Raw genomic sequence first — 19,281 nt, 5'->3', positions numbered from 1 at the left:
GTCAGCTGGCGAGCTGGCGGGCCGCGGCGTTGGACCGGACAGCGGCGCTGCGGCGGCCAACTGAACGCACGTGGCGCGGGAGTGCCAGTTTGTCCAGCACCTCCAGTGCGCTGACATGTTCGTTGAACGTGTAGAGGTGGATGCCCGGTGCACCGGCGTCGAGGGCCGCGTTGGCCAGGTCAACGGTGGCGCGGACGCCAATGCGGAGGCGTTCGGCATCGGTGTGGGCCCCGGCCAGCCGGGCCAGGAGTTCCGGTGCCGGTTGAACGCCTGCCAGCTCACCGAGCCGGGTGACGCGCCGCAGGCTGGTCAGTGGCATGACGCCGGGGATGATGGGGATGGTGACGCCGGCGCGTCGTGCCCGGCTGATGAGGTCCGCGTACTGCTCGGTGTCGAAATAGACCTGAGTGATGGCGAAGTCGGCGCCGGAGCGCTGCTTGGCCAGCAGGACCTCGACATCGTGCGCCTCGCTGGGTGATTCCGGGTGCCGGGTGGGGTAGGCGGCCACGCCAACAGCGATCCTCCCGGCGCACAGCAGCGCCGAACGCCGCTGTTCAACCCGGCGGATGAGCTCAATCAGGTCCTGTGCATAGCGGAGTGACCCGGCCACGGGCGGCGCGCCGTCTTGGGGACGGTCGCCGCGGAGCGCCAGGATGCCGCGCACCCCGGTGTCCAGCAGGTCCCCGATGATCTCGGCCAGTTCCTCCGGCGTGTTGCCCACGCAGGTCAGGTGGGCCAGTGGCCGGAGGGTGGTTTCCAGCAGGAGCCGGTTGATGAGTTCGACGGCGGTGTCCCGGTTTGAGCCGCTGGCACCGTAGGTGACGGAGACATAGTCCGGCTCGGTGGTTTCCAGTTCCCGGATGGTGGTCCAGAGCGACTCAGCAGCGGCCGGCGAACGCGGCGGAAAGAGTTCATAGGAGAGCGCCACGGGAGCGGTCTCGGAGAGATTTGGATGCGTTTCGATAAGGCTTGGCGGTGACATTTGCGTCCTTGGCTTTGGCCATTGGCGGCTTTCGGTCAACAAAAATGTGACGGCAAGCCGGCAATGAATTGAGTTTGGGAACACGGAAAAACTTCACAGGGACGCAGCCGCGACTGTTACGCCTGAAACGAAGTTCTCCGTGAGCAAATGTCAGGCCCACATGGGGGCACCCACACCCTCCGGATCGGAGGATCGCTGACACGTTACCTCGGTAACTTGTATAGAACTCTAGGAGGCGGCGGTCCCCGGTTCAAGTTCGTTCCCGAATTAAGACGCAGCTTTACGCCTTGTTTCGTGACGGTACAGAATATTCTTCGCCTACCACGGCCTGTCGGCCCCGGTACGGAACTCGTCGTCCCGGAGGTATTCGTCCCGCTCCTGCCCGGAGTTCCGCTCGCTTTGGGCCTGGCGGCTGCTGTCCTTGAGCTGGTCGAGCTGGCTCTGTTTCCCCGGATCAGGCGGTTGGCTGGACTCCGCGGGTTTGCTTCTCGGTTCGCGGGCGGCGGTGCCTGCAGCTTCTTCACCTTTCCGCGTCAGCCGTTCCGCCGCCTGCTTTAGCTTGACCGCCGCCGCCGCAGCGTCGGTGCCGCCGGAGCCGCCCTCGGCAGTGGCGTCTAAGCATCCCTTCGGGGCTGCCTTCACAACCGCCAGGCCTTCGGCGAAAAGCCGGCCCGCCGCCGTCGGGTCCCCCGCAATGGCCTTCGCATCACCGAGCCGTTCGATGCTGAGCACCAGATTGACCCGGATGACGCATTCGTCAGCCGGGCCCGCCACCGACTGTGCCTCCTCGAAGCTGCCGCGGGCGCCAGCGTAGTCCCCGGCGAGGAATAGACCGTCGCCCTCCGCGAAAGGCGCCTTGTGCGGCTCGGCGAAATTGGCGATGCGCAGCCAGGCCGCGGCGTCCGTCAATGCGCGGGAGTCGCCGGTGTCGAAAGCCCTGCCTGCATTCCCGCCGAGCACACCCACACTAAGCAGCTTGGCGGCCAGGCAGAGGATGAGCAGGACCGGCACGAAGGACCACCAGAGTAGACGACGGCGGCGCTGCACCCTGTCACCCGAGGACCGGTTATTTGAGGACTGGTTATTTGAGGACTGGTCACTTAAGGACGGCAAACACAGGGCCGGGACGCTCAAAGGTGCCTTTGCCGGGTGGTTCATTTCCGTGCCTCCGCCAGGGGCCGGCCTGCGTCCGGCCTCAACCGTGCAGCCGGGAGCTGCCGCCAGTGGCGCAGCAGCAAAACAGCTTCCCGCAGGCCCAGCAGGAACGCTCCCAGGGCGAAGATCCAGTAAAGCTCAACGCGGCCGTCAAGGCCGGCGCCCTCCGGTGCCCGTTCGAGCTTGCCGGGGTCCGCCGCCCGCATCATCGGTGCCACGGCATCCCCCGCCGAACGGTGGACATAGGGGACCCCCAACTGTCCGGCGATCCACTCCAGCCTCCCTTCATCGATGACGGACAGTGCGTCCCTGCCGCTTCCTGAGGTGCGGTCCTGGATGTAGTCGGTCCCGGTTTCGCCGCCGGAACGCGGCCCGGTGTTCGCCTTCATCCGGCCGCCTTCCGGTGTGCCGTATCCCAGCACGGCTCCCCCGCTGACGAGGCCGCCGTCGACCTTGACGGCCTCCGGCGCCGCGCCGCTGGTCTGTTCCCCGTCGCCCAGGTAGTAGACCAGCCGGGGCCGTTCGGGGTGGCTGTCACGCGCGGACCGCAGACGCTCTGCCAGCAGTTTGGCAGCGGACGTCACGCTGCTTCCCTTGGAAAAGGCTGTCACCTGCGGCTGCAGGACCGCGACGGCCGTGTCCAGCGCGGAGGTGTCCGTGGTGAGCGGCATCCGGACGACGGCGTTGCTATCGAACGTCAGGAGGGAGAAGCGGGCTCCGGCCAGTTCGCCGGCGATGGCCATAATGTCTTGGCGGACACCGTCCAGCCGTGGTGAGTGGTTGCCGTAGTCTTCGGCCACAATGCTGCTGCTGGTGTCCACCACAAAGAAGACGTTGACGTCCGCCGTGGCGGCGTGGGCGTTGCCGCCGGCAATCCCCGGTCTGAGGGCAGCGGCCAGGAGCAGCAGCACCAGGGCGCTCCGGAACAGCCACTCACGTAACTGGCTGCCAGCGCTGCTGCTGCCGACGCTCCGGCTGCCGGCGCCGCGATCCCGTGAAGCCTGGACCAGCCGCCAGGCCAGAACCAGCCGCCAGGCCAGAAACAGCCCAACGGAAGCGATGACTGCAGCCATGAGCCAGCAGGGAAGGACAGGTTGCAGGGTCATGGCCTCAGCCGCCAGGACGCGCCTGCCAGAACCAGCCCGGAGATGAGTGCCACCGTCAGTGGCACGTCGGGCACGTCCGAAACCACGGCGCGCGGTGCGCCCTGTATCGCGGCAGCTTCCGTGTCTTGCACCCTGCGAACGATGTCCGCCACGGCATCCGGGCTGTCCAACGGGTAATACGCCCCGCCGCTGGCTTCGGCCGTTGCGCGCAGCCTGGCACCGGGCTGCCCGGGCCCGGGGCCGTAGTCGAAGTCACCGGGATTCAGCGCGTACACCCGGACACCACGCTCCTGCGCCAAGGTGCCCGCCTGTTCGAGGGTGAAGATCGGATCACCGGAGAGGTAGTTGTCCGTCGCCAGCACAACCGAACGCGAGCGCTGCTTGGCTGTGCCGGCGCCGGCAGGCGGGAAACCATTGACGCAGGACGCCAGGCCGTCGCCGATCAGCGAGGACCCCCGGCCGCTCCAGGTGCCGTCCAGGAAGCCCGCACTCCCCGGGTCGCCGTCGAAAGCGGCCTTGGCCCGCTTGAGCTGTTCCTGCACGTACTCGTAGTCGTCAGTCAGCGGAAAGACCTGGACTGCGCTGCTATCGAAGATGGTGAGGCCGATCCTTTCGCCGTCGAACTCCTTCGCCAGGGTGCCGAAGATCTCAACCACAGCAGCGTCGGCGCTGCTCATGGAGCCGGAACTGTCCAGGCACAGCATGATGTCCCGGTTCCGCTGCTCCGGCCGGATGGTAGTCAGCTCGGCCGGGCGTGCAGCTGCGGCAACCAGTGACACCAGCAGGGTCCCGGCCGCGACCGCCGCCACGGCGAGCCAGCGGCGGTGGCGCCGGAGGGCGGCCTGGTATTCGGGCAGCGCGGTGAGGCGGTCCGCATGGGCCACCGGCCGGCGTCGTGCGTTTGCCTGCGGATGTGGGCGGAAGGCGCGCCAGAATGCCACGGCCGCCAGGAGCAGCGCGGGCGGGATCAACCACCAGAACATCAGTTCCATTGCCACACGGCCTGCCGGGCCGTCTCGGCCGATTGCCGAACCGGCGGCAGCGGCTCCATCCCGAATTCGCCGGGATAGATGCTGCGGACCGCCTCGGCGATGCCGGGAAGCGGGTGCCCGTGCAGCTCCGCCAGGGTCATCCTGGGCGCGTCCACGCCGCTAACGTCCCGGGCAAACCTGCGCACCAACAGGCTCAATTCCTGGTGCGATTGGCGGGCCGTCAGCAACCCGGCGTCGACGTCGGCAACCACGGCGTCAATCCGCTGCAGGTAGGCCTCCTTGAGGTCATGAAGGTCCGGCGGCGCGGTGAACCGGGCAGGAAGCACCGGCCACCGCTGGCGGGTACTGAGGAACACGAAGCAGTACCAGCCCAGGACCAGTGCGAGGAGGGCAAGGCCCGCCCACATCCAGCCCGGGCTGTACTGAAGCGGCCCGATCAGGCCGGGATCAGCCCGCACGCCGGTGCCTCTCGAGGAGCGCGAACAATTCCGTCATCACCGTGCTGCTGCCGGTCACGTGGCCCTCCGTGATGCCGGCGCGGCGGAACATGGCCTCCCTGCCGGCATCCCGCTCCCCCGCCATCTGTGTGTACGCTTCGCGGATGGCCGGGGATGCGGCCAGGTGCCCCATCAGCGCCGCGGAGTCAGCCACGCTGAACGCGTCCAGGTCAGTGCGGCCTTCCCCCGCGAGATCCGCGTCGCGGACGGTGAGCCAGAGGATTTCATGCTGGGCACGCAACCGGCGCAGAAGCTGTTCGATCTCCTTGCCTGCGGCGAGTTCATCCGCCACGACGAAAAGCAGGAACCGGCCCTTGACCGTGCGGGCCACATGGTCCAGCTGCGTCTCGATCCGGCTCGGACCGGAGTCCAAGGTTGTGGCCGAATCGATCTCCCGCAGGAGACGTTCAAGGTGCGCCTCGCCGGCCTTGGCCGGAATGGAGCGCGTTCCCAGACCGTCCCCGCAGACCAGGCCCACCACGTCACCGTGCCGTTGCGCGAGGTAGCCCACCACACCGAGGGCCATCACGGCGATGTCCTTCTTGGGTTCGCCATCGCGGGCGTCGGCCGCCATGTTCCGGCCGGTATCTGTCACCAGCAGGACGGTCTGCCGCCGCCCGGCAACATACCGCTTGATGAGCGGTGACCCGTGCCGGGCGGAAGCCTTCCAGTCGATGTCGCGGACGTCGTCGCCGGCGACGTAGGCGCGGAGGTCGTCAAAGTCGAGGCTGCGGCCCCGGAAAACTGAACCGTATTCGCCGTCAAGCATGCCGCGGGCTTTGCGGTGGGCGAAGATGGCCATCTTCGACTTCACGCGCCGGAGGAGGCTGGTCACTGCCGGGCTCAGGGCGTCTGGACGGAAGCCACGATGGCGTCGATGACCGTCTCCACCGGCACCTGCTCCGCAACGGCGTCGAAACCCAGGATGAGGCGGTGCCGCAGGACACGGTGGGCGAGTGCCTTCACGTCCTCCGGGATCACGTGGTCCCTGCCGTTGAGGAGCGCCACGGCCCGGGCAGCCTGGCTAAAGGCAATGCTGGCGCGGGGGCTGGCGCCGAATTCGATGAACCCGGCAAGCCGGCGGTCAATGTACTGCCCGGCGTTGCGGGTGACAAATACCAGGCCCACAATGTAGTTGATGATGGCGGGGTCGATGTAGATCCGGCGCACCAGCTCCTGCACTCCCAACACGGCGTCCAGGGAAGCAGCCGCGGCAGGTTTCTGCTCGGCGGTGAAGATCCCGGCATCAATCCGGCGGAGGATCTCCGATTCCTCGGCGGGCGACGGATAATCCAGCACGTCCTTGAGCATAAAGCGGTCCATCTGCGCCTCCGGCAGCTGGTACGTGCCCTCCTGCTCGATCGGGTTCTGGGTGGCAAGCACCAGGAACGGCGAGGGCAGTTTGTACTCGCGCCCACCGATGGAGGTCTGGCGTTCCTGCATCGCTTCGAGCATGGCGCTTTGGGTCTTGGCGCTGGAGCGGTTGATCTCGTCAAGCAGGACGATGTTGGCGTGCACGGGGCCCAGTTGCGTGATGAAGGTGCCCTTGGCGGCGTCGTAGATCTGCGTTCCCACGATGTCGCTCGGCAGCAGGTCAGGGGTGCACTGGATCCTCCGGAACTCCGCACTGACAGCCTCGGCCACGGTCTGGGCGGCGGTGGTCTTCGCCAGCCCTGGAACGCTTTCCAAGAGGATGTGACCCCCGGTCAGGAGGCCCACCAGCAAAGACTCACGAAGCCGTGCCTGGCCCACCACTTTGGCATCGAAGCTGCGGGAAATGTTCGCCGCCACCTGCTGTGCACGGGCCAGTTCCGCCGGGTCGATTCGTGCGGGCGCACTGGTCTGAAGCAACGGATTTCCCCCTGATGGCTGGTGCCTGGTGACTGTGGACTGCTGGTGTAGCCGGACGGCGGCTCTCCGCCCGCCATCCTATCCAAGCCACCTGCGCAAATAGCTGCAATGGGCACCCCTCCCCATTGCGGGTCCGTCCGGTCTATCCTGTTGAAATGATCCAGCTACCAGCCAGCTACCAGGAGTATCTCGCAGGAAAAAGCGAGAGTTTCATCAACACTGTGCGGCCCATCCTGATGCAGTCAGCGGCGGATCAGTCCCACGGCGTGCGGGTGCTCAACCTGCCCCATGGACACCAGGCACATCTGGACGATTCAATCCCGTTCGGGACCGTCATCGAAGACATCGACTGACTGCTTCGGCCGGGCAGGTCTAGCCCTTGACTGCACCTGACAGGGCGAAGGAGTTGCCGGCACCCCTGGCCACAATGACGTAGAGGGCCAGGACCGGCACTGAGTACAGGATAGAGAAAGCGGCCAGCTGGCCATAGGCCACTGCCCCGTGCTGTCCGAAGAAGCTGAAAATCGAAACTGCCGCGGGCTGCCGTGCTTCGGACAGGAGAAGCACGAAGGGAACAAAGAAGTTCCCCCAGGCCTGGATGAACACAAAAATGAACACCACGCCCAGCCCCTGCCGCATCAACGGCAGCACGATGGTCCGGAGTGCCATCAGCGCGGAGGCGCCATCCACCCAGGCTGCCTCTTCCAGCGATACCGGCACGGCGTCCATAAAGTTCTTCGTCATCCAGATGGCCATCGGCAGCGTGGTGGTTGCCATGAAGAAGATCGTTGCGGGCATGGAATCCAACAGGTCAAGCTGCACAAACAGGCCATAGACAGGGACCATGATGGCGGTGATCGGCAGGCACGTCCCGAACAGGATCGTATACATGAACCGCCGGTTGAACCGGGACTGGTACCGGGAAAGCGGGTAGGCGGCCAAGACCGCTGCGGCCAGGTTGACCACGGCGGTCCCGGCAGAGAGGACCATACTGTTCCACAGTGGCTGGAACAGCAGCCCGGGTGTCATGATCGCGGCAAAGTTGGTCAGGGATACCTCGCCCGGGAGCTTGGCCTCATGTCCGGCGGTGGCATCAACGGAGGCCAGCACCAGCCATAGCAGCGGCAGGACAAAACAGGCTCCAATCAGGATGAGGGCAGCGTCTGCGGGAAGGCGGGCACGCTGCTGCGCCCGCGACACCGTACCCCCTCCAATCCGCTGCCCGGTCCCCGCGCTGCGACGCACCGGCGTCGTCATGGCTTGGACTCCCGTAGGAGCCGGACGTAGACCGCGCCGAAAACCAGGCCGATCAGGATCAGGACGGACGCCACAGCCGTTCCGTAGCCGATGTCACCGAACTTGAATGCCTCCTGGTACGCCAGCACGGGCAGTGTGGTGCTGGCATTGGCTGGCCCGCCCGCCGTCATGACCCAGATGAGGGTGAAGACAGCCAGTGTCTGGAGGGTGATGAGCATGAGGTTGGTGGTGATGCTGCCGCGGATCATGGGGATGGTCACGTAGGCCAGCCGCTGCCATCCGCTGGCGCCGTCCATCAGGGCGGCCTCAGTGACCTCACCGGGAACATCATCCAGGGCCGCGCGGTACACCAGCATGGAGAAGGCCGTGCCGCGCCAGATGTTGGCGAGCATGATGGCCACCATCGGGAAGGAATACAGCCAGTCGGGCTGGCCGAGGCCCAGACCGCCCAGTATCCGGTTGAGCGTCCCGTCGCGGCTGAAGTACGCGTACGCGGCAAACGCCGCCACGATCTCCGGCAACACCCAGGCCGCCACCACCGCCGTTCCGACCACGGCGGCCACCGGCCGGCGCGCCCGCCTCATCAGGATGGCAATGGCCAGTCCCAGCAGGTTCTGGCCCACGATGGCGGAGCCTGCGACGAAGATGACGGTCAGGGCAAGGGACAGGGGCAGGACTGGATCGGTGAAGAGGCGCTGATAGTTCTCGAGCCCTATCCAGCCGGGACTGCGGGCGTTGCGGCCGGTCAGGGCGGCGTTGGTGAACGAGGCGTGGAAGGCCCACAGCACGGGGCCGGCCAGGAAGACCAGCAGGAGCAGCACGGCCGGGAGTACCGGGAGCAGCCGCACCCGCCGCCGGAGCAGCGGACGGCCTAGGGGGCGTCGCAGCTGGGAAGTCGTAGTTGCCACAAGCTACTTCACGACGGTTTTGGCGTCACCAACGATGCCCTTCACCGCCGTGTCGTACGCGGCGGCGGCCTGCTCAGGGGATTTTGCCCCGGTGATCACAGCCTCAGTTGCCTCCTGGACTGCCGCCGAGATCCGCGGGTAGTCGGCCGTTGCCGGGCGGTAGTGCGTCACGGACACAAGCTTGGACACGTCCTTCACAAACGGGTTGGCCCCCTGGTACGCGGCATCAGCGGCGACGTCTTTCCGCACGGCTATCTGGGAGCTTGCGATGTCGAAGGCCAGGGAGTTTTTCTGGTTCAAGGCGGTGGCGAGGAAATCGAACGCCAGCTTGGGGTCCTTGGTCCCAGCCCCGACCGCCAGCGTCCACCCGCCTGACATGCTGACTCCGCCAGGCGCTTGGCCGTTCTGCGTGGGGAAAGCCGTCACGCCCATGTCCTGGCCGTACTCCGGCCATTCGTAGCTGCCACCCTTCTGCCAGAAGGAAGGCGTATAGGAACCTTCCACCGTGGCAGCCATCTTGCCCTGCGGGAGCCATTCCCCGAAGACTTTCTTCCACACGTTGGCATCAAGGGCTTCGGCCGGGGAGACAGCCAGCTTTTCGTCGTAGAGGGTCTTGAGGAAGGCGAGCGAGTCGGTGAATCCTTTGGAACCCAGCACCCACTTCTTGGCATCTGCGTCGTACAGTTCGGCCCCGGTTCCGTACAGCAGCTCGTAGAAGCTCTGCATCACGGTGCCTTCACCGGTGGCCTTGCCGGCGTACATATTGAACGGCACCACAGCGGGGTTGCTGGCTTTGATTTTCCGGGCCGTGTCCAGGATGTCCTGCCAGGTGTGCGGCTCCCAGGGGACGTTGACGCCAGCGGCTGAAAGGACTTTCTTGTTGTACCAGATGGCCCGGGTGTCGGTGCCCAGCGGGACCGCGTACGTCCCGCCGTCGTCCCCCAGCCCCGCCGCCTTGGCGCCGTCCTCAAACTTCTCCCAGTCCTTCCACCCCTCGAGGTGGCTGTCGAGTTTGAGGAGATAGCCGGCGTCGACGTCGGACTGCACCTTGAACGTGTCCTCGTAGAAAACGTCCGGAGCTGTGGAGGACGACCGGAGCGCCAAGGCAAGTTTGGTTCCGTAGTCGTCGTCGTTCGCCTGGATAGGTTCCAGGGCAACGGTGACGCCCTGGTTCGCGGCTTCGAATTCCTGCTTGGCCGACTGGAACAGGCTGTCCAGTGCGCTGAAGGAGTCCGTCTTCTGGTAGACCACCTTGAGGGTTTTGGCTTCCGTTTGTGGCGCGGCGGGTGAACATGCCGTCAGCACAAGGGCCGCAGCGGCAGTCAGTGACGTGACTATAAAGGGCCAAGGACGCATGGTGCTCCATTCAATCAATGGCTGCCGTCCCTTTTGAACTGCGGGCCCCCAGCCGCGGCGATATCCACATGCTAGATGGGGCTCCCGCCTCAGGCAAGGCGCCGACGAGACTCACCTATAGTGCTCGCGAAACGGGGTGCATGCCTCATTTGAGAAACGCTCGCGAAATCACGGGCCGCTTCGGGCACGGCGGTGACGATGAGGGATGGACCTGTCGATGGCAACGCGTAGGGAAATCACGAAGAAGTACGCCGCCGATTACGCGAAGTCGTCGAAGAACGCCAAGGGGCTGATCCTGGACGAGTTGATCGCGATTACGGGGTGGTCCAGGGCCAACGCGCGCCGGGCACTGTCCACCGCGCGGAAGCGTAAAGGCCCGGCGAAATCGGTAACGCGGAAGCCGCGGGGACGGACCTACGGCTATGACACCTTGAAGGTCCTGATCAGTGTGTGGCGGCTTGCCGGGATGCCCTCAGGCAAGTATTTAGCGGCGACGATGGACCTGTGGTGCCCAAGCTGGAAGCCTTCGGAGAACTGGACGCGAACAGACTGACCCCGGCGGTCCGGGCGCAGTTACTGACGGTCTCCGGGGCCACGATCGACCGGCTCCTCAAACCCACCAAGGACGCAGCCAAACCCAAGGGCCTGCCCGCGACCAAAGCCGGGCCGCTGCTGCGGAACTCGATCACGGTCCGCAAAGCCGGGACGAGCACGAACAGGCACCTGGGTTTATCGAAGCGGACATGGTCGTCCACTGCGGCCCCACCCTGGCCGGGGAATTCGCCAGGACCCTGACCGCCACGGACGTGTTCACCGGCTGGACCGAGAACGTCGCGGTCCGCAACGGGGCGCACAAATGGGTGCTCGCAGCGATGGATGAGGTCGTGGCGCGGCTGCCGTTCCCGCTGGTCGGTCTGGACACCGACAACGGCGGGGAATTCATCAACTATGCCCTGATCGCCTGGGCCGGTGACAAAGACATCTACTTCACCCGCTCCCGGCCGTATAAGTCCAACGACAACGCCCACGTCGAGCAGAAAAACGGTGACGTGGTCCGCCGGCACGCCTTCCATTACCGCTACGACACCGCCGCGGAACTCAAGCTCCTCAACGCTCTCTACGCCCTCGTCCGAATCCGGCTGAACCTGTTCACCGCCACCACCAAAGCCGTCGGCTGGCGCTCGAACAAACACGGAAAGAAGACCCGCATCTACGACAAGCCACGGACCCCGTACCACCGGGTCATCGACTCCGGAATCCTCACCGAAGCCAAAGCCGCCGAACTCGCCGACCTGATGGAGACCACCAACCCGGCCGAACTCACCCGCGGCATCACCAAAATTCAGACCCAACTCATCGCTCTCGCCGCCGCCAAAACACGGGCCCTGGAAGCATCATCCACGCGAGCAGAAATAGATGAGGCACGCACAACACTTTCGCGAGCATCTTGACATGAGTCGTTACGGGCGCCGCGGCTAGACCTCCAGGAGCAACCGCTGTGCCCGGGGCGCCAGGGTGTGCTCCAAGACCAGGCAGGCGGCTCCAACGGCGCCGACATCCTCACCCACTCCGGTGCCCACGACCTCGATCGTATGGATCAGGCGTGCCGCACTGTTGGAATCGACCAGCGCCGGGATTTTCTCGAGGTAGCGGTCCGCGATCCGGCTCCAGAACGGGCCGCCGAACACCACCCTTTCCACATCGAGCGTGTTGGTGACCACCGAGACAGCCCGGGCCACGAGGACTGCGGATTTGTCGATGATGGCCAGCGCTTTCTCATCTCCGGCGTCGGCGAGGTCGCACAGTTGTGCGAAGCTCTGCTGCACCTCGGCGCCGCTGTTGTGGTTCGCGGAGCCGTCCAGAATCCCGGCAGCGGCGGCTTCCGCCACCAGCACCTTCGGAATAACAGAGGACTTCACGCAACCCCGCAGGCCGCAGTCACAGGCCGGGCCGTCCGGATCCACCACGATGTGGCCGATTTCGCCGGCGTTCCCGGACGTTCCCCGTACCACTTCATCGTTGAGCACAATCCCGCAGCCGATGCCGGTGCCCATGTACATAAACACGAAGCTCCCTGCGCCGCTGGGGCCGCCGGCCCAGGTTTCTGCGACGGCGGCACTCGTCACGTCCTTGTCCACCAGCACGGAGTACCCGGTGGCCTTGGCCAGTGCGTCCCGGAGTTCAACCCGGTCCCAGCCCGGGAGCAGCGGCGGGTCAACCACTGTGCCGTTGTCCAAATCGATCGGGCCGGGGGCAGCCAGGCCCAGGCCCGCGATTTTGGTCGCGTCCACGCCAGATTCTGCAACCAACTGCCCGATTTCGGTGGCCATGGTGGCGATCACGGCGGCAGGATCGTTCCCACCGGGAGTTTTGATGCGGGCATGCTGCACCACTGCACCGACAAGGTCAAGGACCACAAAGGTGGTCACGGCGGGGTCCAGGTGGACGCCCACGGCATACATCCCGGCCGGGTTGAGCCGGAGCATAGTGCGCGGTTTGCCCGGACCGCTGCCTTCTTTTCCGGCTTCGACAATCAGGTGCTGGTCCAGCAGCCGGCGCGAAATATTGGAGATGGTCTGCGGCGAGAGGCCTACGATTTGGGCGAGTTCAACGCGGCTCAGGCCCCCGGAGGACCGGCGGATGGCATCGAGGATCACCGTGAGGTTGAAGTCGCCCATGCGCGGCAGATTGGTCCCGCGCCGTGGAGCCGAGGGCTGGCGTATTTCTGACACGGTCTCCCCTAGGGTTTGCGGCGGGTACTCATGATGTCTGAATGGTACGTTACCGCCTGACGCACGCCCAGAGCCTTAGGCGGCCCACGGCGCGGCCGGATGGCTAGGCCCGCTTGGTGCTGACCGCCACCGTGAATTTCGGGTTGTTGCCCCGGACCGTGGTGGGGCCGACCAGCCGCTCCAGTGCAGGGAGATATTGCAGGTGCCGGTTGAACACTGTCCACAGCTGACCGCCCGGGGTAAGCACCTTGGCTGCCGCTTCGAACAGCTTGATGCCGGCCCCCGCATGTACGCTGGCGCCCAGATGGAACGGCGGATTCAGCAGAACCAGGTCGGCACACGCCGCGGGCAGCGTGCTCATGGCGTCATCCTGCAGCGCGGTGATCCGGTCCGCGAGGCCGTTGGCCCGGGCCGTGGCTTCGGCCGAAGCGACAGCAGCGGCCGAGCGGTCCGTGGCCGTAACGTGGCTTCCGGGATTCTGCCGGGCATACATGGCAGCGAGGATCCCGGTGCCGCAACCGAGGTCGACCGCATGCCGGGCCGCGGGCATCTCCGGCAGGAAAGTCAGCAGAAACCTGGTGCCGATGTCCAGCTTGGTGCCGGCGAAAACGGCGCCGTGCGCGGCAACGTCGAGGTCCAGCTCGGCCAGGTGCTCGAATGCGGGGCGTCCGACGCCGGATTGGGGGGTGTGTGCGGCTGTTTCCTCCGTGACTGTATCCGCAGGGGCCCGCCTGGCACCGCTGGCGATGATGAGCCGGGACTTCTGCCGTGCCAGCTGGGGCTGGACGGTGTGGAAGTGGCGCTCCAGGACGGCGTTCATCCCCCGTGACATGTGCTTGATCCGGCCGCCGGCGATGAGCACAACGTCCGGGGCTGCGTGCCGGGCCACGGTTTCGGCGATTTCTTCGAGTTCCGCCAGGGTCCTGGGCAACTGCAGCAGCACTGTCCCGGCACCGGCAAGCAACTGCTCCCCCAGCGGCAGCTGTTCGTAGCCTGCCAGCCCCAGGGCGGTTGCGTTGTTCCGCAGGGCACGCTCTCCCGTGATGAGATCCTCGTGGACGCGGACCCGCCGCATACCCAGGGAGGCTAAAGCCCCCAACGTGAGGGCACCATAGCGGTCACCGATTATTGCCAGGCTGCCGTCGGGATCAACCCGGCTGGCCGCAGCTTCGAGCAGGAGCTTGTCCGTGGCATCCCAGGCCTGCAGGTTGGGTGCCTCGATATCCGGGTACCGCCTGAGCATGCCGAAGATGCCCTCAAGGCTGTTTTCTGCCACGTGGTTCCTGCCGTCCGGGAGTGTGCGGGGTGGTTGGGATGTCACTGCTGAAACGCCGGTAATTTCAGGATGGCCGACACGGCCGCCCTGCCGGCGCGGTTCGCGCCGATGGTGGACGACGACGGGCCGTAGCCCACCAGGTGAACGCGCGGTTCGGCTGCCACCTGGGTTCCGTCCATGGCGATCCCGCCGCCGGGACCCCGGAGGCGGAGCGGCGCGAGGTGTTCGAGCTCCGCCCGGAAGCCGGTGGCCCACAGGATCACGTCCGCCCGGAGGAGGCTGCCATCGGTGAGCCGGACGCCGTCGGGCTCGATGGAACTGAACATGGGCTGCCTCTGCAGCGCGCCCCGCTTTTCTGCAGCCCGCAGGGCTGGCGTCCAGATCAGGCCGGTCACGGCCACGACGCTTTGGGGCGGCAGGCCTCGCCGGACGCGTTCTTCGACGAGGGCGACGGCGTCGTGCCCGGCCCGGGCGTCGAAGGTGGCGTCACGCCATTCGGGCTCGCGCCGGGTGAACCAGCTGGTGGTGGTGGCCTGTGAAATCTCATCCAGCAGGCCGACGGCGGAAATCCCGCCGCCCACCACGATGACGTGCTTGCCGCGGAATTCTTCTGCAGAGACGTAATCGGCCACATGCAGCTGCCGGCCCAGGAACGTGGAGCGGCCAGGGTAGATGGGCCAAAACGGCCTGGTCCAGGTACCCGTGGCGTTAATGACCGCTTTGGCTGACCAGTCGCCCCGGTCAGAGCTGATGCGCAGCCTGCCAGCCGGATCCGTGTCTTCCCTGGCAACGGAAGTGACCTTGACGGGGCGCAGGACCTCGATACCGAGTTCACGTTCGTAGGCGTCGAAGTACCTGCTCAGGAACTCTGAACTGGGTTCGGCCGGGTCCACGTCGGGCTTGGCGATTCCGGGAAGGTCGCTGATGCCGTTGACCGTTTCCATGATGAGGCTTTTCCAGCGGTGCCGCCATGCACCCCCCGGGCCTTGCTCGGCGTCGAGGATCATGTATGCCACCCCACGCCGTTTCAGGTTGTAGGCGGCGGAAAGCCCCGCCTGCCCCGCACCGATGACCACAACGCCGGCGGTTCCGTTTTCCATGGCTGCTGGCAGGGTTCCGCTAGACCTTCTTCACCACGGAGGATTTCAACTGCATGGGGCCCACGCCGTCCACTTTGCAGTCGATGTCGTGATCGCCCACGCCGTCCATGAGCCTGATCCCGCGGACTTTGGTGCCCACCTTGATGACGCTCGAGCTGCCCTTGATTTTCAGGTCCTTGACCACCGTCACGGTGTCGCCGTCCGCCAGGACGTTGCCCACCGCATCCTTGATGACCCGCGGGCCGGCTTCCTCGGCCTCAGGGGCTGATTCCGCCGTCCACTCGTGTCCGCACTCGGGGCACACCAGGAGCGCACCCATCTCATAGGTGTAGGCACTGGAACATTCGGGACACGGCGGCAGAGTCTCATTCACTCCCCCATGATAATCGGGCCGCTGCGCTGACAGGCGCCCGCCGCCGTCGTACTGTTGGGCCATACCTGAAGAAAGGCACCCACCATGGCAACAGACAACCGGGCAGCTCCGCTGCTGGCAAAAGCGCTGGGCATCGTCCTTGGTACCGATGAGATACCGCTCAGGTTGCGTGCATGGGATGGTTCGGAGGCGGGGCCGCCCGAGGCTCCGGTGCTCGAGTTCAGGTCCCGCCGGGCGCTGCGGCGGATTCTGTGGTCCCCCGGACAACTCGGCCTGAGCCGTGCGTACGTGGCCGGGGACATCGACGCTCCCGGCGACATCTTCGCCGCCTTCACGGCCCTGAGCTCGGTAGGCAAGTTTTCCGAACCCGGCCCCTTCCGGCCGCTGACGCCCCGCCAGTTGGCGACGCTTCTGGGTGCGGCCGTCCGGCTGGGGGCGGTGGGTCCCAACCCTGCCCCGCCGCCGGAAGAGGCCCGGGTCACCCGGAAGGGCCGGCTTCACACGCGGCAGCGGGATGCGGCGGCAATCTCGCACCATTACGACGTCGGCAATGACTTTTACGCCCTGGTGCTGGGGGCGTCCATGGTTTACTCGTGCGCAGTGTGGGGTGAGGCCTCCTCTGCGGACACCGATGGCCTTCCTGCCGGACTGGACGGTGCGCAGAAGGCCAAGCTGGACTTGGTCTGCCGGAAGCTCGGGCTCAAACCCGGCATGAGGGTGCTGGATGTGGGCTGCGGCTGGGGCAGCTTTGCCCTGCACGCTGCCCAGAACTACGGCGTCACGGTGGTGGGTGTCACCCTTTCCTCGGAGCAGGCTGTGCTTGCGCGCAAACGGGCCGCCGAGGCAGGCCTGACCGAAAAAATCGACATCCGGGTGCAGGATTATCGGGATATCCACGACGGCCCCTTTGACGCGATCAGTTCCATCGGCATGTCCGAGCATGTTGGCCGGGAACAGACGCCGCACTATGTGGAGGTGCTGCACGGCCTGCTCCGTCCGGGCGGCCGGCTGCTCAACCACGCCATCTCCTGGAATGCCGGGCCCACGGAGCCGGACCCTGACTCCTTCATTCCACGCTATGTCTTCCCGGACGGCGAAATGCTCAGCCTCGGCGAGATGGTCACTGCCCTGGAGGGTGGCGGGTTCGAAGTCCTTGACGTTGAGGCCCTGCGCCGGCATTACGCCCTGACCCTGCGGGCGTGGGTTCGCCGGCTGGAGACCAGCTGGGAGGAAGCGGTTGCCCTCACCAGCTTGGGACGGGCCCGGATCTGGCGGCTGTACATGGCCTCAAGCGCCCTCGGCTTTGAAACAGGCCTGACGGGGGTAAACCAGATCCTTGTCCAGCGCGCCGGCGGAGACCAGCCGCCGCTGCGCCGGACCGGCTGGGTTTAGGTGCTGCGCAACGCAGGCAAGTAAGCGCTTAAACGAAGAGAGCCACCCGGCCGGGTGGCTCTCTTCCGTGGACATTGTCCGGTTTGGTGGAGCTGAGGGGACTCGAACCCCTGACCCCCTGCATGCCATGCAGGTGCGCTACCAGCTGCGCCACAGCCCCAAACCGATGCTCTCCAAACCGTTCAGGCCTCTCGAAGCAACCTGATTAGCTTAATGGAAATCCCGGCTGTGCGCCAATCGGGAGCCGGTTGCCGGTCTGCCGGGGCTGCCGGCGGCATGTGATGTGGAGAACTCCCCGCCGATAGGACATATCCCCCGCGGACGCCGAGGGGAAATGACCATTCGAGGGGGAACGGCGGGGACAAGAAAAAGTCCGCCGGAATCTTTCGATTCCGGCGGACTATCCGGTGGAGCTGAGGGGACTCGAACCCCTGACCCCCTGCATGCCATGCAGGTGCGCTACCAGCTGCGCCACAGCCCCGGACCTTCGTTACTCCGTGATCTCCGGAGCAACTCAAATATCTTAGACCAGCGTTTCCGAAAATTCCAAATCGGGCATATTCGGGCAGGCGGGGCCGCTTATTCGGTTTCTGAAGCGGCAGATGCCTTGGCAGTTACGTCCTCAGCAAGCTGCAGGTCGACGACGGGGCAGTCCTTCCAGAGGCGCTCCAAGGCGTAAAAAACGCGGTCTTCTTCATGCTGGACGTGGATGACGATATCCGAGTAGTCGAGCAGTACCCAGCGTCCGCCGGCGCGGCCTTCGCGGCGGACCGGACGGAGATCCTGCTTGGAAAGTTCTTCTTCAATGCCGTCCACGATGGCGTTGACCTGGCGTTCGCTTGGTGCGGATGCGATAAGGAAGACATCCGCCAGGGCAAGGCGTTCGCTGACGTCGAGCGCCACGATGTCATGGGCGATCTTGTCCGCGGCGGCCTTGGCGGCGTGGCGGGCAATGGCGATGGATGAATCTGATGCAGTCACGGGACTCCTTGTAGTTTTCTAAAGCTTTGTAAGAGGCGCAGCCGGTCAGCGGGAGAGGCCGGTGGCGATGAGGATGACGCCGGAAATGAGGGCCACAATCCCGAAAACCAGGACGAGGACCTGCATGAGCCTGAGCCGCTTTGCGCGGGCCAGCCCTGCCGTCGCCGCGTCCAGCGGCTCAAGGCCATGGGCCGAGCGGGCAGGAACGCGGTGCAGGTCCTCGAAAAGACCCTCCGTCTCCCCCGCCGGATCCTCCGGCACAACCGGAACTAGGCGCTTGGGTTCGGCAGCTGCACGGGCGGCGGCTTCGGCCCGGGCTATGACCCGGGAGCGGCCTGACGATACCCCCGGGGCCGGCGCCCCGGCAGCCTGCCGGGATGCGGCGGATGGACGGCGGCTCTTGCCCCGGACCTTGGCCCCGGGCTGGGTCTGGACCGGTACGTAAGTGGTTGCCGGCGGTTTCATGACAGGCCGGTCAACACCCGGAACCTTGACGTATTCAAGCGGCGTGACCATGGCGAGGTTGTCGGCGGTGGCCGGGCCTGACTGACCAGGCGACGGTACGGCGTGCGTAGGTGCGCCGTGCCCGTGCTGTCCTTGCGCCGGCACGCTCTGCGCGGTGGGCGCCAGCGCCTGCTCGGCCAGTTTCTGCTTGGCCATCGCCCGGCGGTTAAGGACGGCAGCGCGCTCTGCGAGGGCGATCTGTTCCGCGAGGATGTCCGGATCCACGGCCTCGGGGTCGAGGGAGGCGATGTGCTCCATTTTGGCGAGCTGGTTCTTGGCCTGCTCGGCAATGAGGGCGCGGGCCGCAAGGGCCTGCTCCACGCTCATGCCGTCCGGAAGGCCCGCTCCCCCGCCGAGTGCGGGTGCGGATGGTGCGGGTGCGGATGTGCCGGGTACTGATGCCGGACGGGGAGCCGCGGGTTCGGGCTTGGCGCCGGCCGGAGAGCCGGGAGCAGCAGGAAGCGGCTTGCCCATGGGGGCGGCGATGATGGGGTTGGCCGAGGTGACGGCCTGTTCCTTGAGCTGCTGAAGCCTCAACTGCCGGCGGGTGGGAGGACCGCCGGCCGAGAGCTGTCCTTCTTTTTCTTCAAGTTCCTTGATGGTGCGCAAGGCTGCGCGGTCCCGGGCCCGGATCTGCGATGACCGCTGGGCCTGGGTCTGTTCCGGGACTGAATCCACCGGCGCATCGGCTGCGCGGCGTTGTTTCGAGGCAGGCGAAACCTGGCCCGGGCCTGTGGACCCGGGAGCCGTCTTCTCATCTCTGGCCTGCCGAAGGTCGCGGCGGCTGCGGACGGGGGGCTGTTCCTGACTCATTGAGAA

At 66.0% G+C, this 19,281-nt stretch carries 19 protein-coding genes, 2 tRNA genes and 1 pseudogene; 4 read left to right on the top strand and 18 right to left on the bottom strand.

The window, feature by feature from the left end:
• Position 1: 1 nt before the first annotated feature.
• The 7 genes from AB4Y73_RS02650 to AB4Y73_RS02620 all read right to left on the bottom strand — a co-directional run bounded on the left by AB4Y73_RS02650 (position 2) and on the right by AB4Y73_RS02620 (position 6,583).
• A complete protein-coding gene (locus AB4Y73_RS02650) occupies positions 2 to 982 on the bottom strand; it encodes a methylenetetrahydrofolate reductase (RefSeq protein WP_441868089.1) in 981 nt (326 codons plus the stop codon).
• Between the two features lie 318 nt (positions 983 to 1,300).
• Entirely contained in the window at positions 1,301 to 1,993 is a 693-nt protein-coding gene (locus AB4Y73_RS02645; protein WP_441868087.1) for a hypothetical protein, read from the bottom strand.
• A gap of 143 nt (positions 1,994 to 2,136) precedes the next feature.
• Positions 2,137 to 3,243, bottom strand: a complete 1,107-nt coding sequence (locus tag AB4Y73_RS02640; protein ID WP_441868085.1) for a vWA domain-containing protein — start codon at positions 3,241 to 3,243, stop codon at positions 2,137 to 2,139.
• Positions 3,240 to 4,226, bottom strand: a complete 987-nt coding sequence (locus AB4Y73_RS02635) for a vWA domain-containing protein (RefSeq protein WP_441868083.1) — start codon at positions 4,224 to 4,226, stop codon at positions 3,240 to 3,242. The genes AB4Y73_RS02640 and AB4Y73_RS02635 overlap by 4 nt, the downstream gene beginning before the upstream one ends.
• Positions 4,226 to 4,693 carry a hypothetical protein gene (locus tag AB4Y73_RS02630; protein ID WP_441868081.1) on the bottom strand — a complete coding sequence of 156 codons (468 nt, stop codon included), beginning with the start codon at positions 4,691 to 4,693 and terminating at the stop codon, positions 4,226 to 4,228. Before AB4Y73_RS02630 ends, AB4Y73_RS02635 begins: the two co-directional genes overlap by 1 nt.
• Complete coding sequence (locus AB4Y73_RS02625) at positions 4,683 to 5,567, bottom strand: DUF58 domain-containing protein (protein ID WP_441868079.1); 885 nt, start codon at positions 5,565 to 5,567, stop codon at positions 4,683 to 4,685. Before AB4Y73_RS02625 ends, AB4Y73_RS02630 begins: the two co-directional genes overlap by 11 nt.
• 8 nt (positions 5,568 to 5,575) lie before the next feature.
• On the bottom strand, positions 5,576 to 6,583 hold the full coding sequence (locus AB4Y73_RS02620) for an AAA family ATPase (RefSeq protein ID WP_441868077.1): 1,008 nt from the start codon (positions 6,581 to 6,583) through the stop codon (positions 5,576 to 5,578).
• Between the two features lie 155 nt (positions 6,584 to 6,738).
• Between AB4Y73_RS02620 and AB4Y73_RS02615 the strand changes: the two genes are divergently transcribed.
• Positions 6,739 to 6,936 (top strand): hypothetical protein, encoded by a 198-nt coding sequence (locus AB4Y73_RS02615; RefSeq protein ID WP_190988178.1) that lies wholly within the window; start codon positions 6,739 to 6,741, stop codon positions 6,934 to 6,936.
• 19 nt (positions 6,937 to 6,955) lie between these two features.
• Here AB4Y73_RS02615 and AB4Y73_RS02610 read toward each other — a convergent pair whose 3' ends face one another.
• The 3 genes from AB4Y73_RS02610 to AB4Y73_RS02600 are packed head-to-tail and all read right to left on the bottom strand — an operon-like array spanning position 6,956 to position 10,104.
• Positions 6,956 to 7,840, bottom strand: a complete 885-nt coding sequence (locus tag AB4Y73_RS02610; protein WP_441868074.1) for a carbohydrate ABC transporter permease — start codon at positions 7,838 to 7,840, stop codon at positions 6,956 to 6,958.
• On the bottom strand, positions 7,837 to 8,748 hold the full coding sequence (locus AB4Y73_RS02605; protein WP_441868072.1) for a carbohydrate ABC transporter permease: 912 nt from the start codon (positions 8,746 to 8,748) through the stop codon (positions 7,837 to 7,839). The genes AB4Y73_RS02610 and AB4Y73_RS02605 overlap by 4 nt, the downstream gene beginning before the upstream one ends.
• A 3-nt stretch (positions 8,749 to 8,751) precedes the next feature.
• A complete protein-coding gene (locus AB4Y73_RS02600; RefSeq protein WP_441868070.1) occupies positions 8,752 to 10,104 on the bottom strand; it encodes an extracellular solute-binding protein in 1,353 nt (450 codons plus the stop codon).
• A gap of 217 nt (positions 10,105 to 10,321) precedes the next feature.
• Between AB4Y73_RS02600 and AB4Y73_RS02595 the strand changes: the two genes are divergently transcribed.
• On the top strand, positions 10,322 to 10,657 hold the full coding sequence (locus tag AB4Y73_RS02595; RefSeq protein ID WP_441868068.1) for a hypothetical protein: 336 nt from the start codon (positions 10,322 to 10,324) through the stop codon (positions 10,655 to 10,657).
• Between the two features lie 172 nt (positions 10,658 to 10,829).
• Positions 10,830 to 11,555, top strand: a pseudogene (locus AB4Y73_RS02590) (integrase catalytic domain-containing protein); the annotation flags it as partial.
• A gap of 24 nt (positions 11,556 to 11,579) precedes the next feature.
• On the opposite strand, the gene AB4Y73_RS02585 reads toward AB4Y73_RS02590, so the two are convergent.
• The 4 genes from AB4Y73_RS02585 to AB4Y73_RS02570 all read right to left on the bottom strand — a co-directional run bounded on the left by AB4Y73_RS02585 (position 11,580) and on the right by AB4Y73_RS02570 (position 15,585).
• Positions 11,580 to 12,782 (bottom strand): ROK family transcriptional regulator, encoded by a 1,203-nt coding sequence (locus AB4Y73_RS02585; protein WP_441868598.1) that lies wholly within the window; start codon positions 12,780 to 12,782, stop codon positions 11,580 to 11,582.
• A gap of 157 nt (positions 12,783 to 12,939) precedes the next feature.
• Positions 12,940 to 14,112 (bottom strand): class I SAM-dependent methyltransferase, encoded by a 1,173-nt coding sequence (locus tag AB4Y73_RS02580; RefSeq protein ID WP_441868066.1) that lies wholly within the window; start codon positions 14,110 to 14,112, stop codon positions 12,940 to 12,942.
• Between the two features lie 41 nt (positions 14,113 to 14,153).
• Entirely contained in the window at positions 14,154 to 15,212 is a 1,059-nt protein-coding gene (locus AB4Y73_RS02575) for an NAD(P)-binding domain-containing protein (protein WP_441868064.1), read from the bottom strand.
• Positions 15,213 to 15,231: 19 nt separating this feature from the next.
• Positions 15,232 to 15,585: a zinc ribbon domain-containing protein YjdM gene (locus AB4Y73_RS02570; protein ID WP_441868062.1), complete on the bottom strand. Its 354-nt coding sequence runs from the start codon at positions 15,583 to 15,585 to the stop codon at positions 15,232 to 15,234.
• 84 nt (positions 15,586 to 15,669) lie between these two features.
• Between AB4Y73_RS02570 and AB4Y73_RS02565 the strand changes: the two genes are divergently transcribed.
• Positions 15,670 to 16,977, top strand: a complete 1,308-nt coding sequence (locus tag AB4Y73_RS02565; RefSeq protein WP_441868060.1) for a class I SAM-dependent methyltransferase — start codon at positions 15,670 to 15,672, stop codon at positions 16,975 to 16,977.
• 84 nt (positions 16,978 to 17,061) lie between these two features.
• On the opposite strand, the gene AB4Y73_RS02560 is transcribed toward AB4Y73_RS02565, so the two are convergent.
• The 4 genes from AB4Y73_RS02560 to AB4Y73_RS02545 form a co-directional block, all read right to left on the bottom strand.
• A tRNA-Ala gene (locus AB4Y73_RS02560) sits at positions 17,062 to 17,137 on the bottom strand.
• A gap of 248 nt (positions 17,138 to 17,385) precedes the next feature.
• A tRNA-Ala gene (locus AB4Y73_RS02555) sits at positions 17,386 to 17,458 on the bottom strand.
• A 98-nt stretch (positions 17,459 to 17,556) separates the two neighbouring features.
• Positions 17,557 to 17,958 carry a ribosome silencing factor gene (gene rsfS / locus AB4Y73_RS02550; protein ID WP_441868058.1) on the bottom strand — a complete coding sequence of 134 codons (402 nt, stop codon included), beginning with the start codon at positions 17,956 to 17,958 and terminating at the stop codon, positions 17,557 to 17,559.
• A 45-nt stretch (positions 17,959 to 18,003) separates the two neighbouring features.
• Complete coding sequence (locus AB4Y73_RS02545) at positions 18,004 to 19,275, bottom strand: hypothetical protein (protein WP_441868056.1); 1,272 nt, start codon at positions 19,273 to 19,275, stop codon at positions 18,004 to 18,006.
• Positions 19,276 to 19,281: the final 6 nt, after the last annotated feature.

Origin of the sequence: Pseudarthrobacter sp. TAF60_1, from assembly GCF_052113505.1 — a bacterium.
Classification (GTDB): Bacteria; Actinomycetota; Actinomycetes; order Actinomycetales; family Micrococcaceae; genus Arthrobacter.
Note: the sequence above shows the minus strand (reverse complement) of the source record. Positions and strands in the feature narration are given on the sequence as shown.

What these genes read in the sequence shown, in the direction of transcription:
- AB4Y73_RS02575 (WP_441868064.1), bottom strand. Translation starts at nt 15,212, where the DNA reads ATGGAAAACGGAACCGCCGGCGTTGTGGTCATCGGTGCGGGGCAGGCG.
- AB4Y73_RS02565 (WP_441868060.1), top strand. Translation starts at nt 15,670, where the DNA reads ATGGCAACAGACAACCGGGCAGCTCCGCTGCTGGCAAAAGCGCTGGGC.
- AB4Y73_RS02595 (WP_441868068.1), top strand. Translation starts at nt 10,322, where the DNA reads ATGGCAACGCGTAGGGAAATCACGAAGAAGTACGCCGCCGATTACGCG.
- AB4Y73_RS02600 (WP_441868070.1), bottom strand. Translation starts at nt 10,104, where the DNA reads ATGCGTCCTTGGCCCTTTATAGTCACGTCACTGACTGCCGCTGCGGCC.
- AB4Y73_RS02650 (WP_441868089.1), bottom strand. Translation starts at nt 982, where the DNA reads ATGTCACCGCCAAGCCTTATCGAAACGCATCCAAATCTCTCCGAGACC.
- AB4Y73_RS02610 (WP_441868074.1), bottom strand. Translation starts at nt 7,840, where the DNA reads ATGACGACGCCGGTGCGTCGCAGCGCGGGGACCGGGCAGCGGATTGGA.
- AB4Y73_RS02615 (WP_190988178.1), top strand. Translation starts at nt 6,739, where the DNA reads ATGATCCAGCTACCAGCCAGCTACCAGGAGTATCTCGCAGGAAAAAGC.
- AB4Y73_RS02585 (WP_441868598.1), bottom strand. Translation starts at nt 12,782, where the DNA reads ATGGGCGACTTCAACCTCACGGTGATCCTCGATGCCATCCGCCGGTCC.
- AB4Y73_RS02640 (WP_441868085.1), bottom strand. Translation starts at nt 3,243, where the DNA reads ATGACCCTGCAACCTGTCCTTCCCTGCTGGCTCATGGCTGCAGTCATC.
- AB4Y73_RS02635 (WP_441868083.1), bottom strand. Translation starts at nt 4,226, where the DNA reads ATGTTCTGGTGGTTGATCCCGCCCGCGCTGCTCCTGGCGGCCGTGGCA.
- AB4Y73_RS02545 (WP_441868056.1), bottom strand. Translation starts at nt 19,275, where the DNA reads ATGAGTCAGGAACAGCCCCCCGTCCGCAGCCGCCGCGACCTTCGGCAG.